Consider the following 13108-nt stretch of genomic DNA (forward strand, 5'->3'; position numbering starts at 1 on the left):
GTGGCTGTGTATTCGCCTTCCCGGCACAGCGGAGTTCCAGTTCTGCCAATGGGAAGGCTGGACATTGCAGGGGTATCCGGCCTGCATCGCGTTCTTACGAGAAGTGCTGCCTCCGGCTCACTGCCCCTTCGCGCCCAGTAGGATGGGGTCAGTCTCCAGAAGCTTGAGAGACTTCACCATGCCCTGCGTGGCCACCTTGTACTTCTTGAAATGCGGAGTCTCCAAGTGCGCCTGGTAGGCTCCGGCATGCGCGTATGTCTCGAGGATTCTCACCTGGTTGGGGTGATCCTTAAGCGCGACCGCGTACAGCGTCAAAACGCCCGGCTCCAGGCGAATGGAAGCCTCTATCTCTTCACGCAGGGCGGCCTTGTAATTCTCGATTTGGGCTGGGTCGATCTCCAGTTCCGCCAGTCGGACGATGCGGCGTTGCAGCCCTTCCTGGGCCGCGGCGCGCCAGCCCGGACTCAGCAGAAAAATCATCAACACCGCCGTTGTGAGGGTGAAGACGCGGCAAAGTTTCACGTGGACGTCTTCCTTTCTTTGGTCCCAGTCTAGCGGCGTCAGGAAGGCATTGGGATCAGGTGCTGCAAATCCGCGGTCACCCTGTGCGGATTCCTCTCTTCCGGCCGCGCAGCTTCCTGGCCCAGGATCGTTGCGACTCCTCCATGAGCCGGCGGATCCTGGAGCCGAACGTGGGCCGGCTGGGCTGCCGGGTTTTCGCCACAACCTGTGCGCGGGCAAACAGCTCACCCACGCGCGCCCGGGCCAGCGAATCACCGCTGCCAGGCCAACTCCTGACCGACCCCAACGAGCCGTTCGCTAACATTGAACAATGGCATTCAGTGATCGGAGCGGGCACACAGCAGGCGATGCCGGTTCGGTCGAATCCTGGCTGATCTCGGCGGGACGGGACCGGCGTCCGGGTTCGCCGCTCAACGTACAGCCTTGTCCGGCGTCGAACTTCGTTCTGGGCGATCATCGCGCCTATGCTCGCGATGACGGCACGCCGGGCTGGGAGGCGCTGGAAGAGATCACCGGTGGCCTCGAGGGCGGAGCCTCCGTCGCCTTCGCCTCCGGTATGGCCGGGATTGCCGCGATCTTCGATCAACTCCCAACCGGCTCGGTCGTGGCGTTGCCGGACGACTGTTACCAGGGCGTTGCGGCACTTGCCCAGGCAGGCCAGGGCCGGGGCCGGTGGACCGTTTGTCGAGTCGGTGTAGCCGACACCGCCGGCTGGATCGAAATGTGCGCCGTGGCCGACTTGATTTGGATCGAGTCGCCTTCCAACCCGCTGCTGGCGGTTGCGGACCTCGTCTCCATCTGCGCCGCGCCGCGCAAGCCTGGCGCGATTCTGGGCGTCGACAACACCTTCGCAACTCCTCTCAACCAGCGTCCCCTTTCGCTCGGTGCGGACATGTCCGTGCAGTCGGTGACCAAGTTCATCGGCGGACACTCAGATCTGCTGGGTGGCGTCGTCACCGTGCGTGACCCGAACCATTTCGCTGCCCTGCGGCACGCCCGGGAGCTCTTAGGCGCCACACCTGGCACCCTCGAGATGTTTCTCGCCGTGCGCGGAGCCAGGACTCTCGCCGTCCGGTTGGAGCGTGCGCAGAACAATGCGATGACACTGGCCCAGCGTCTGGCCCGCCATTCAGGTGTCACACTGACCCGCTATCCCGGCCTGCCCAGCCACCCGACGCACGAAATCGCACGAAGCCAACTCAAGGGATTCGGCACGATCATCTCGTTCGATGTGCGGGGGAACGCCGCCGATGCCGAGGCCGTTTGCGCCGGCCTGCAACTCATCCAGCACGCCACCAGCCTGGGCGCGGTCGAATCCACCCTGGAACGGCGGGCCGGCATTCCCGGGCAGGAGCACCTGCCGCCAACGCTCCTGCGGCTAAGCGTGGGCATCGAAGCCGTCGAGGATCTTTGGGCCGATCTGGATCGGGCTCTGCGCGATGGAACCGCGGTGTAGTCGAGGATGCTGGGCCGTTCGATTGGGCATCCTCGCGCCCGCAGAGTGAATGAGGAGTCTCTCAAGCAGAAAGGCAGGGAAGGATGAAGACGGACTTGCTGCGATTCGACGGCTCTGTCGAGCGGGAGCCCGCCATCGAAGAGTGGTTCGGCGAACATGCGGGTGAATTGGGAACCTTGGCGCGGCAGTGGTTCGAAGTGATGCGCCATTGCGGGGACGAGGTCCGGGAGTTGGTGCACGACGGCTGCCCGGTTGCCTGTCTGGGGGATGTGCCCTTCGCCTACGTCAATGTCTTCACGGCGCACGTCAACGTCGGGTTCTTTCAAGGCGCGTCGCTGCCGGATCCGGACCGCATGCTGCAAGGCACTGGCAAGTTCATGCGCCACGTGAAGCTGAGGCCGGGCTCACCCACAAACGAGGCGGCCCTGAACAGGCTCATCGAACTGGCTTGGTCGGACATCAAGGCACGCGTCGAACACGGTTAGTTGAGCGGCTGGAAATGTCCATGCGGCTGCGGAACCGTCCGGCCGCTCAGCGCCGCCGACAAACCCCACCGTCGGCCGGCATCTCTCACTGCTCTCGCAGCACAGTCATTGGATCGATCCCGGTGGCCCGCCGCGCAGGCAGGTAGCATGCCAGCATCGCGAGGCTGGCCAGCACGAACGGCCCCCCGGCCACCAGAAGTGGATCGCTGCCGCTTTGGCCGAAACTCCTCGCCAACAAGTCACTATATGCGGCGAAGAGACGCTCCAGGACAAGCGCGCCGCTGACGCCGAGCACTAGGCCGCCCGCCACCAGCACCGTCCCTTCTCTTAGCACCAGCCCCTGCACTTGGCGGGCCCGTGCACCCAGTGCCATTCGGATGCCAATCTCTTTGCGCCGCTGCGCCACCGCATACGCCGTGACTCCGCCCATGCCGATGCAGGCAAGCAACAAGGCGAAAACGCCCAGGATCACGTACATTGCCGAAGTCCATTGGGCGAGCGAGTTGAGCCGGCCAAGATCCTCCTGCATGGTGTGCACGTCGAATACGGTCAGGCCGGGATGAAGCGACGCCATCCGCTCGCGCACAGCCGCCATGGTGTCCCGTCCCGCCGTACCGCGCACCAGGACCGTGACCTGCTGCACCGGACTCTTGCCCAACCAATCGGAGCTAAGCGGCAGAAACACCGTGGCCATCGGTTTCGTCGTCAGGAAGCCAACCCGCATGTCGCGAACCAGCCCGGCTACCCGGTAGTCCCGGTCCTCGATGTGAAGGCGGCGGCCGATCGGATCCTCCACGCCAAAAAATGCTTGCGCGGCAGTCTGGGTCAGGATCGCGGGTCCATCCTGTTCCCGGTCGCGCTGGTCGAACTCCCGTCCGCGCGCCAGCGGCAAGCCCAGTGTGGCGAAGTAGTTTGCCCCGACGCGCTCACGGTAGGCCGTCTTCAGCACACTGCCGGTTCGCCCGTCGGCTGCTGGAATCGAGACGCTGGTTGCATCCGCGTGCGAGGGCAAAGCGCTGCCGGTCAGCGCGACGGCGCGAACCCCGTCCACGCGCGACAACTCGTCCGGCAACTCTGCAAACAGTTTCGCGACAGCCTCCCTGGCAAAGCCGTCACGGACAGGATCGAGTGAAAACAGGTGGAGATGGGCGACTTCGGCGCCGGTGTCGAGACGGGCCGCGCGCAGGAAGGCCAGGGTCACGAACCAGGTGACCAACAGCAGCATCAGCGAAGCCGCCATCTGGACCACCACAAAGACATTGCGGATGCCGAAGCGGCGATAACCGCGCAGAGGTGCCTGCGCGCCCTCCTTCAAAGTGGCGCCAAAGTTGACGCGGGTCAAAGACAGGGCCGGCGCCAGGCCGAAGCCGATACCCGCCGCCAGTGCAGCGGCCAGGGTAATGGCGAGTACATGCAGATCGATCTGGCAGTTGAACTCAAGCGGGATCTGCAAGGGGAGGGGCAGCGACGATATTGCATGTGTGATCCAGTAGGCCAGCAGGATGCCGGCCAGGCCGCCGGCGCAGGACAGCAGCACGCTTTCAGTAAGGAACTGCCGGACCAGGCGCGCCCGGCTGGCGCCCACCGAGAGACGGATGGCGATTTCCCGCCGTCTTTGGCTGCCGCGCGCCAGCAGCAGGCTGGCCAGGTTCGCGCACACCAGCAGCAGGACCAGCGCCCAAAGGACAACGTTGAAGGTCTCAACCAGCGCGCGCTGCTCCGGCCTGGCGTAGCCCACGGTGCCGGCCGGCATCAACCGCACCACCCGGCCTTGCGGATTGCGGCCTTGGTTGACTCCCGTCTCCTGGTCGAGCAGGCGCGTCATGCCGTCGAGAGCCTCCTCCGCCGCGGGCAGGGTCACTCCGGGTGCCAGCCGGAACACTACGCGGAAGATCGCCCGGTCGACCCGATGGAGCGGATCTCCGCTCAGTTCGGGGGCCAACACCGCGCCACAGGTCACGGGCACAAACAAGTCCGCCGGACTCTGCGGCCAGATCCCGAGAAAGGCCTTGGGACCGATGCCCACAATGGTGGCCAACGCACCATTCAGCCGCAGGCTGCGGCCCACGGCGTTTGGGTCCGCGCCAAGGTGCGTGCGCCAGAAACGGTCGCTGACGACCACCACCGGCGCCATCCCAGGCCTCTCGGTCTCCGGTCCGAAGACACGGCCCGCGGCCGGCGTCACACCCAGGGTGGTGAAATATTCCGGCGAAACCAGATGGCCGGAAACTCGCTCTGTCTGGGTTCCCCTCTCGCCCCCGAGCGTCACGGCGATGGGTACCGGCCCAATCAGGGCCGCAGCCGCGGACACCGTGCGGTGGGCATCCCGGTAGCGCTCGAAATACGGATAGGGAACTTGCCGCCAGATGAACGTTGCCAGCGTGCCAGGGTCGCGCAAGCCCGGAGCCGGCCCGATGATGGCCCGGCATTCGCTCAGCACCGCGCAGCAGATTCCGATTCCGACACCCAGGGAAAGCACCGCCACCAGGGCGAAGCCCGGCGCTTTGGCGAACACCCGCAACGCATACATCACGTCCTGGCGGAACTCGGCCAGATACTCGCCAGGGAGTCGTACGGCAATGTCGGCCAGCAGCCGCACGAGGCCGGTCAACCCGTAACGCCGCCATGCTTCCGGAACGGCGTCTTCCCCCTGCCTGTCCAGGTCGACTCCGTACAGCATGCGAAACTCCTGCGGATACGCGCTCGCCAGGCGTCGATAGATCGACAGGCAGAGGCTGACCCTTGGGTTCATTCGTAGGCCTCCTGCCGGCGCTTTCGCTGCATCATCCGAACCATCCCCTGCAGCCGCTCACACTCCAGCTCCAGTACGGTTCGTCCCAGTGGCGTGAGGCGGTAGTAGCGTCGTCGCGCGTCGTCGAGTTCCTCCACCGGCCGCTCATCGGACTCCTCAATCAGCCCGTCGGCGATGAGGCGTTTTAAGGAGCCATAGAGGGTGGCGGGCCAGATGCGGACCGCCCCATCCGTCCGCTCCAGGACCTCATGCATGATGCCGTAACCGTGCTGCTCGCTGCCCACCAGGGACAACAGGATGTGGAACCAGTTCTGGTGCAGCGGGAGGAAACGGCTGGGATCTTTTTCCTTCATCCTCCATGTATATATGCCTGCATATATATCTGTGTCAAGCCCTAGCCGCACCGCAAGCCCGCGCCGGCCTTCTCGGGCCGCATCCGCCTGGACGCCGGGATTCCCAATGAACCTCCGGCCCAAGGGGCTACGTTTGGAGCGGGGGCACGAGCCTTCCAGGTACGTCGGGATCCCCGCGCTCCGCAGATACCGCCCGTCCGTGCCGCCTAGCGCCATGCTGGGCACCGGAATCACACCCGGCCACATCGTGTCCGTAATACTACATTGGCCTTGGTTGGAATGGCGCCGGCAGCCGCGTCCAACCCCGCGCCGCTGCTCGATTCACCCAATGGTCACGCCGCTTTGAATCCTTGGTAACCTTCGTTTGGTAGCCTCCGGGAAAAGGTCTCACCCAACAAATGAAAAAGAATGCACTCCTGCTGGTAGTGTCGCTACTGGCCTGCTTCACCCCAGCGTGGCCGCAAACCGCAACGGGGACCATCATTGGCACTGTCACCGACGGCAGCGGCGCCGTGGTTGCGAACGCGAACGTTACAGTCACCAACGTCGGCACCAGTTCGAAATTGGAAGTCGTCACGAACGCGGAAGGCGACTACACCGCCCCGCTCCTTCCGCCCGGCAACTACGCGGTTGCGGTTGCCGCTCCCGGCTTCAAAGCTTTCTCCCAGACCGGCATTCGGGTCCAGATTCAGCAGCAGGCCCGCGTGGACGTGGCCCTGCAGGTGGGCGCGGTCAGTGAGAGCGTCCAGGTAAAAGGCGATGCCGCCGTGGTCGAGGCCACTTCCTCCTCCGTCGGCAAAGTCGTCGACAACAAGCGCATCGCTGACCTGCCCCTCAACACCCGCAACGTCTACAGCCTCGTCAATCTCACGCCAGGCTTGGCCGGCAGCATCGGCAATGCTCACAACGGCGTCAGCTTTAGCGTGAACGGCGCGCGGGGCGGAACCTTCGACGTGCTGGTGGACGGCTCCAGCGCGGCCTTCCCCACCGTGAACGGCTTCGCCGGCGTCTCCGTTTTCCCTTCCGTCGACGCAGTCGCGGAGTTCAAATTACAAGCCCAGAATTTCCCCGCCGAATTCGGCCGCAGCATGACCGCCGTCCTCAATCTCGTCTACAAATCAGGCGGCAACAACTTCCACGGCGGAGCCTTCGAGTTCCTCCGCAACTCCGTGCTCGACGCCAACAACTACTACGCCAACCAGCGCGGCGTAGGCCTCTCGAGCTTCAAGCGGAATCAGTTTGGCGGCAACCTTGGCGGGCCCATCCTGCGCAACAAGCTCTTCTTCCTCACCGCCTTCGAAGGCCTGCGCGAACGCAGCTTCTCTGACCGTCTCACCACCGTGCCCACAGCACTGGAGCGCGCCGGCGACTTCTCCCAGACCCGCGCCACCGCCACCCAGGGCATCACCATCTTCGATCCCTTCACCACCCGTTCCAACCCGTCCGGCTCCGGTTCCATCCGCGACGCCTTCCCCGGCAACCTCATCCCCTCCAATCGCTGGGACGCCGTCGCCCGCAACGTGATCAAGTATTACCCCACTCCGAACCTGGCCGGCGACTCCATCGGACGCAACAACTTCTACGGCACCGGCTCGGCGCAGTTCAACACCGACAACTTCGACGTACGTGTTGACCACAACCTCACAGACCGCCAGCGCCTCTTCGGCCGCTTCTCCTATCGCCGCTACTTCAACGGACCGCCCCAACTCTTCCCCGGTGCGACGGGCATCGCCGAAGGCCGCATCAACAACAACGACTTCGGACGCAACGTCGTCGTGGATTACACCAACACCGTCACCCCCACGGCCCTCCTCAACCTCCGCGTGTCCTTTGCCCGCAATCGCTTTCTCTACGACAACCAGGGCCTCGACTTCGTGCCCTCCAGCCTGGGCTTGCCCACCGCGCTCGATTCCGCGGTGGACCGCCTGATGTTCCCCCGCTTCGACGTCAGCACTCAAACCTCCCTCGGCGGCGGCGACCACCGCCAGAGCGGCTTCAATAACTACGGCCTGGCCGGCAGCTTCACCAAACTCTCCGGCAACCACACCCTCAAGGCCGGTTATGAAGGACGCATGCTCCGCATCAACGTCTGGGAAGCACGCGCCGCCGGTACCTTCGGCTTCACCGCGGCCATGACGCAGGGACCCAATCCCGCGGTCAGCAGCTCCTCCGCCGGCTTCGGCTTCGCCTCGTTCCTGCTCGGCGCCGGCACCAGCGGCAACTTCTACCAGAACTGGAAAAACGTCGCCGCCAACAGCTTCTACCACGCGTTCTACGTCCAGGACGACTGGCGCATCACTCGCAAGCTCACCCTCAATCTCGGCCTTCGCTACGACTTCGACACCCCGCGTACGGAACGCTTCAACCGCATGAGCTGGTTCGACCCATCCCTGGCCTCTCCTCTCGCCAATGTGAATGGCTACGCCAATCTCACCGGAGCGCTCCGCTTCGTCGGAGCCGGCGGCAACGGCCGCTCGCAGTACTCCGGCGACTACAACAACTTCGCGCCCCGCCTCGGCGTGGCCTACCAGATCAACAACAAAACGGCGGTCCGCGCCGGCTTCGCCCAACTCTTTGGACCCAGCACCCTGGCCGCCCAGGGCACTGTCGGCCCCTACGGCTTCCGGGTCGAGACCACCTGGATCACCAGTCTTGATGGCTTCACCCCGCTGAATCTGCTCAATAACCCGTTCCCGGGCGGCTTCCCGCCGGTCCCGGGCTCCTCCCTCGGCGCCAGGACGGCCCTGGGCAGCAACCTGGACGCGCCCCTCAGCAACACCAACACCCCTTACACGCTGCAGTACAACCTCACCGTGCAACACGAACTCCCCGGAGCCGTTCTCCTCGAAGTCGCCTACGTCGGCAACCGCGGCCGCCAGCTCTCGCGCGGCGGCGAAGGCGGCTTCACCCTGAACCAGCTCAACCCGTCCTACCTGAGCCTGGGCTCGCAACTGAATCAGCTCGTCGACAACCCGTTCTTCGGCCAGCCGAATGTCGGTGGAGTCATCGCGAACCGCCAGGTCGCCCGGGCCCAGCTTCTCCGGCCTTACCCGCAGTACGGCAGCATCTACCCGTTGTTCTCGCAAGGCGCCACCTCCGACTACAACGCCATGCAGGCAACCTTCAGCAAGCGTTACTCGAAGGGCGTCACGTTCGAAGGCAGCTACACGTGGGCCAAGGCCATGGACACCGGCACCAGCTATCAGAACAGCTATGACGTGCTCGGCAGCCGCAGCATTTCGAGCGTCGACGTCCCCCACCGCCTGGTCTTCGGCGGAGTCTACGAACTGCCGGTCGGGCGCGGCCGCCGCTTCGGCACGGGTATGTCCCGCGCGTTCGATGCCGTCATCGGCGGATGGCAGGTGAACGGCATCTACACCCTGCAATCAGGCAATCCGCTGGGCATCAGCGCCAACGGCACCGCGGCCCTGTTCAGCGAGGCGGCTCGGGCGAACAACAATGGCCAGCGCGCGTCCCTCAGTGGCGACGCCCATGCCCGCCTCGACCGTTGGTTCGACACCAGCGTCTTCAGCCAGCCGGCGCCCTACACCCTCGGCAACCTGAGCCCGCTCATCGCCGACCTCCGCAACCACCACACTAACAACCTCGATCTCTCCGTCTTTAAGCAATTCAAGCTGACGGAGAAGTTCTCCCTGCAATTCCGCGCGGAGGCGTTCAACTCCCTCAACCGCGTCCGCTTCGCCAGCCCGAACACCAACGTGAACGGCGGTGCGAACTTCGGCAAGGTCACGGCCCAGGCCAACGACCCCAGGCAACTGCAGTTCGGACTCAAGCTGCTCTTCTAGCAACTCAGCCAATCCACCGTAGGAGAAGGGAGCAGCCCGGTCTGCTCCCTTTTCCACGCCCCTTATCTCCGTCAAACGCATCCGAGCACTACGAACCACAACCGTAAGGGAGTGGTCCCCACCGCGCTGCGAACCGCGCCTGGCAAGGAGTCCCGCATGGCCATCCTGGCCGCCAGTGCTGAGGGAAGCTCCGCTGGACCGGAACACGTGGGACGGCGGACCCCCTGGTCGGCGGGCGACCCCCTGGTCGGCCCCGTGGAGGCTCATCGCCACCCACCCGCCTGACTTTCAACGGGGCGGGCCGCGGACACCCACGCGTCCACAAGGGAGCCCCCATGCCCCCACGGACCGCCAAAGCGGAGGAACCCCCAAACGGAGCCGCGAATGTAAATGAGCGGATAGCCCACCGGAAAGCGCCAATCAACAGCGCGACACTCTACCCGCCCGCCGTCAGTGGAGCAACCCCGCCCACTCGCATTACAGTAGAGGGATGCCCAAGATCCTGATCGTCACCGGCGACGCCGGCGAGTCCTACGAAGCACTCTATGCCGTGCACCGGTTCCAGGAAGAGAACTGGGACGCGGTGGTCGCCGCGCCCTCGAAGCGCCGCCTCCACCTCGTCATGCACGACTTCGAACCCGGCTGGGATACCTACGTCGAACGTCCCGGCTACGGCCTGGAGTCTGACCTGACCTTCGGCGAGGTCCGCGTCTCCGACTACGCCGCCATCCTTCTCCTCGGCGGCCGGGCGCCGGAGTACCTCCGCAACGACGCGAAGCTCCTCGACATCGTTCGGGAATTCGACGCACAGGGCAAGTGGATCTTCTCCATCTGCCACGGCATCCAGATCCTGGTCGCGGCCGGCCTGGCGCAAGGCAAACGCCTCACCTGCTACGAGCACGTCCGCTACGAAGCCGAGCAGGGCGGCGGAACCTTCGTCAATCAGCAGGCCGTTCGCGACGGCCGCATCATCTCCGCCCAGACCTGGCAATCCCACCCCGATTTCTACCGCGAGATCTTTGCGCAGTTATCCGCCAAGCCCGATGCCGCTCGATCCTGAAGTCGCGGCCCTGCTGGAACGCCAAAAGGGCCAGCCGCCTCGCTCTTCGCTCAGCGTCGCCGAGACGCGCCAACGGCTGCGGGATGCCGGAGCCCTGGCCGGCCCGCCGCCCCCGCTTGCCCTCGTGGAAGACCTCCACTTGTCCGGCCTGCCGCCGGTCCGGCACTACAGCCCCACGAAGGAGGCTGGCCAGCCCGTCGTCATCTTCTTCCACGGCGGCCGCTTCTTCAGCGGCGATCTCGAAAGCCACGACACCGTGTGCCGCCTCCTGGCAATCGCCGCGGCCTGCCGCGTCATCGCGGTCGATTACCGCCTCGCCCCCGAGCACCCCTTTCCCGCCGCCGCCGAAGACGCCTGCCGCACCCTAGAGTGGGTTTCCACTCAGGGCGTACCGGTCGCCATCGCCGGTGACAGCGCCGGAGCCAATCTGGCCGCGGTCGCTGCCTTGACCCACCGCACCCCGGCCCTGCGCTGTCAGGTCTTGATTTATCCCATGCTCGACCCGGAATGCAGTTCACCTTCCTACGCCGAGTACGCCGAAGGCTACGGCCCCGGAGCCATCGACATGCAGCGCGGCTGGTCCCTCTACCTGCCCCCCGCAACGGATCCGCGCGACCCCCTGGCGTCCCCACTCCATGCCCCGGACACATCAGCCCAGCCGCCGGCATTCATCCTCACCGCCGAATACGACACCCTGCGCGACGAAGGCGAGGCCTATGCCCGCAAGCTGATCGAATCCGGAAACAGCGTGCAACTGCGCCGCTACCCGGGCGCCATCCACGGTTTCTTCACGATGCCCGGAACCCTCAGCGTCGCCCGCGACGCGCTCTCCAACGTCGCCGCCTTCCTCCGTCTCCACCTCGGCCAGGCGCGCTGAGAGCCGCGGTCTGTCTTTCCATCGCCCGTCTCGACGCCCCCATCCCTTCCACAGCTTGCTCAGCGAGCGGTTCCAGTACATCAGGCAGCCCGTGACCGCCAGCAGCGGCAGCATCAACCCCAGCACGGCCCACAGGATCTTCACCGTCATGCCCAAATAGACTCCGAAGTGAAGCGGCCCCATCAGGGAGACGATGCAATCGCCCGGCCTCCAGTGAACCCGTCCGTTTCGAAGGGATCAGGCTGGCGGAGCCTTTGCCAACCGGCGGTCCCTCAGCGAGGGCCGTATCATCCCCGCCGATGTGTGGGTGCCCCTTCCCTCGTCCCATCCCGAGAGATCCTTGTGTCGGTCGCCAGTAAGGCGGATGTTGCTCGATTATCTAGCCGCCTCCAGGAGCCGACGCGGGCGACCCCTTCGCCCTCCTCCTCGCCGCTAAAAACGAAACCCTGCGCGATGAGGGCGAAGCCTGTCCCCGCAAGCGGCCCGAGTCTGGAAACCAGGTGTATCCGCCCCATTGCCCGGGTGACATCAGTAGCTCCTTCACCATGACCGGAACCCGAAATGTCGATCGACAGGCAATCGACAACGACGCCGCATTCCCCGTCGCCACCTAGCCTCGGTTCGGTGAGTGCCGCCAGAGGGCCTTGCGGGCCTCCTTGCCCGCCGGTGCCGGCCTGGGCCGGTCGGGTCAACAGTCATTGAGGCGCAGCTCAATCGGATCGGGAAGTCCGCAAGACAAAGACCTGCTGCTGGTTTCGATTTAATGAATAGTTCGTATGGATTGAGTCGGCTGGCAGCGTAAAGGCCAACAGGCCATCGGCCTGCTTTAGGATTCGATTGAAGAATCATTTCTCCATTGGATTCATTGAATTGGAGTCTGTCGACGGAATGCCGTGGAGCAGAGGTGTTGTATTGCTGTCTGCTGGCGTGATAGTTTCTGCCCATGCCTTCGCCGCACCTACGCCTCTGGACTTATGGAGCATTTCTATCGCTTCTACTCGGATTCTCTCCCCCGACGCACGCTCAATCCAGAATTCTCGGGCGTAAGGTGATCGCCGTCGTGCCCTTGGTAGGCAAGGGGACGCCTGACGACCCGCGGCGTCCGAAGTTCGTCGCGAGCCCTGCTGACAAGGTGCAGCGCGAAGTGCTGGACTACGAGTTTGTCGTGAGCGACGACGGGAAATGGGCCATCGCCGTCTTCAGTACCAGCTGGCCAACGGCCGCCGCATTGAAGCTTCTGGATGAGATCGAGTCCTCTCGTGAAGACGGGGCGGTTTCATTCGATACAGGAAAGTCCAATAAAACGGATCTGGAAACGGAGATCCGAAAGAAGAAAGCGGATTTCGATCTGGATGAGTTTCTCGGATTGTCAAAAGCGCGGGGGAAGAACCAATGAGGCGCCTCGCGTTGTTGGCCCTCCTCGCCGTGCCCGCATGGGCATATACGTACTACTATTCCGAGGTCTTTAACAATCCCAGTGGAGTCAATACTTCCTACTGGACCGTCGCCGGCTCGACCAGCACCTCGCAAGGCTGGCTGACAACCCCCTCGCCGGGTTTCGTGTTCGTGATGCTGGCCCCGGCAAGTCCAAACGAAGTCCACTCCACTCTGAAGTTGACGGCAAGCGACAGTATATATACACCGGGTGTTTACAGCCATCTGCACAGAGCATCGACTGACACTTCCCTGAACCAGTACAACCCACAGGGATCGTTCATCCAGGTTGCCCTGACCAACGTGGTGTTCAGCGGCAGCAACTGCTCGGCCACCATTGTGGTGAAGTCGTGAGATCAAGGC

At 64.4% G+C, this 13108-nt stretch carries 10 protein-coding genes and 1 pseudogene; 7 read left to right on the plus strand and 4 right to left on the minus strand.

The genetic code is table 11. The features are described from left to right. Nucleotides 1-117: 117 nt before the first annotated feature. Nucleotides 118-522, minus strand: coding sequence for a putative quinol monooxygenase (locus IRI77_RS31800; RefSeq protein ID WP_228486427.1), 405 nt, complete (start codon nt 520-522; stop codon nt 118-120). Between the two features lie 310 nt (nt 523-832). On the opposite strand from IRI77_RS31800, the gene IRI77_RS31805 reads away from it, so the two are divergent. Continuing rightward, nucleotides 833-1978 carry a trans-sulfuration enzyme family protein gene (locus IRI77_RS31805; protein ID WP_194448969.1) on the plus strand — a complete coding sequence of 382 codons (1146 nt, stop codon included), beginning with the start codon at nt 833-835 and terminating at the stop codon, nt 1976-1978. Between the two features lie 83 nt (nt 1979-2061). After that, on the plus strand, nt 2062-2463 hold the full coding sequence (locus IRI77_RS31810; protein ID WP_194448970.1) for a DUF1801 domain-containing protein: 402 nt from the start codon (nt 2062-2064) through the stop codon (nt 2461-2463). A gap of 85 nt (nt 2464-2548) precedes the next feature. On the opposite strand, the gene IRI77_RS31815 is transcribed toward IRI77_RS31810, so the two are convergent. Beyond that, a complete protein-coding gene (locus IRI77_RS31815; protein ID WP_194448971.1) occupies nt 2549-5215 on the minus strand; it encodes an ADOP family duplicated permease in 2667 nt (888 codons plus the stop codon). Beyond that, nucleotides 5212-5568: a PadR family transcriptional regulator gene (locus IRI77_RS31820; protein WP_194448972.1), complete on the minus strand. Its 357-nt coding sequence runs from the start codon at nt 5566-5568 to the stop codon at nt 5212-5214. Before IRI77_RS31820 ends, IRI77_RS31815 begins: the two co-directional genes overlap by 4 nt. A gap of 398 nt (nt 5569-5966) precedes the next feature. Between IRI77_RS31820 and IRI77_RS31825 the strand changes: the two genes are divergently transcribed. The 3 genes from IRI77_RS31825 (at nt 5967) to IRI77_RS31835 (ending at nt 11311) form a co-directional block, all read left to right on the plus strand. Beyond that, nucleotides 5967-9374: a TonB-dependent receptor gene (locus IRI77_RS31825; protein WP_194448973.1), complete on the plus strand. Its 3408-nt coding sequence runs from the start codon at nt 5967-5969 to the stop codon at nt 9372-9374. 490 nt (nt 9375-9864) lie between these two features. Next, the gene (locus IRI77_RS31830) at nt 9865-10434 is read left to right on the plus strand and encodes a DJ-1/PfpI family protein (protein ID WP_194448974.1); all 570 of its coding nucleotides are present in this window, start codon (nt 9865-9867) and stop codon (nt 10432-10434) included. Continuing rightward, nucleotides 10418-11311, plus strand: coding sequence for an alpha/beta hydrolase (locus IRI77_RS31835; RefSeq protein ID WP_194448975.1), 894 nt, complete (start codon nt 10418-10420; stop codon nt 11309-11311). The genes IRI77_RS31830 and IRI77_RS31835 overlap by 17 nt, the downstream gene beginning before the upstream one ends. Nucleotides 11312-11389: 78 nt before the next feature. Here IRI77_RS31835 and IRI77_RS38755 read toward each other — a convergent pair. After that, nucleotides 11390-11512, minus strand: a pseudogene (locus IRI77_RS38755) (PepSY domain-containing protein); the annotation flags it as partial. Between the two features lie 847 nt (nt 11513-12359). On the opposite strand from IRI77_RS38755, the gene IRI77_RS31845 reads away from it, so the two are divergent. Continuing rightward, on the plus strand, nt 12360-12707 hold the full coding sequence (locus IRI77_RS31845) for a hypothetical protein (protein WP_194448976.1): 348 nt from the start codon (nt 12360-12362) through the stop codon (nt 12705-12707). After that, the gene (locus IRI77_RS31850) at nt 12704-13099 is read left to right on the plus strand and encodes a hypothetical protein (RefSeq protein WP_194448977.1); all 396 of its coding nucleotides are present in this window, start codon (nt 12704-12706) and stop codon (nt 13097-13099) included. Before IRI77_RS31845 ends, IRI77_RS31850 begins: the two co-directional genes overlap by 4 nt. Nucleotides 13100-13108 lie beyond the last annotated feature (9 nt).

This window comes from Paludibaculum fermentans (assembly GCF_015277775.1).
GTDB lineage: Bacteria > Acidobacteriota > Terriglobia > Bryobacterales > Bryobacteraceae > Paludibaculum > Paludibaculum fermentans.

Coding starts and splice junctions, on each gene's coding strand:
- IRI77_RS31805 (WP_194448969.1), top strand. CDS start 833: ATGGCATTCAGTGATCGGAGCGGGCACACAGCAGGCGATGCCGGTTCG.
- IRI77_RS31820 (WP_194448972.1), bottom strand. CDS start 5,568: ATGAAGGAAAAAGATCCCAGCCGTTTCCTCCCGCTGCACCAGAACTGG.
- IRI77_RS31830 (WP_194448974.1), top strand. CDS start 9,865: ATGCCCAAGATCCTGATCGTCACCGGCGACGCCGGCGAGTCCTACGAA.
- IRI77_RS31850 (WP_194448977.1), top strand. CDS start 12,704: ATGAGGCGCCTCGCGTTGTTGGCCCTCCTCGCCGTGCCCGCATGGGCA.
- IRI77_RS31825 (WP_194448973.1), top strand. CDS start 5,967: ATGAAAAAGAATGCACTCCTGCTGGTAGTGTCGCTACTGGCCTGCTTC.
- IRI77_RS31835 (WP_194448975.1), top strand. CDS start 10,418: ATGCCGCTCGATCCTGAAGTCGCGGCCCTGCTGGAACGCCAAAAGGGC.
- IRI77_RS31810 (WP_194448970.1), top strand. CDS start 2,062: ATGAAGACGGACTTGCTGCGATTCGACGGCTCTGTCGAGCGGGAGCCC.
- IRI77_RS31815 (WP_194448971.1), bottom strand. CDS start 5,215: ATGAACCCAAGGGTCAGCCTCTGCCTGTCGATCTATCGACGCCTGGCG.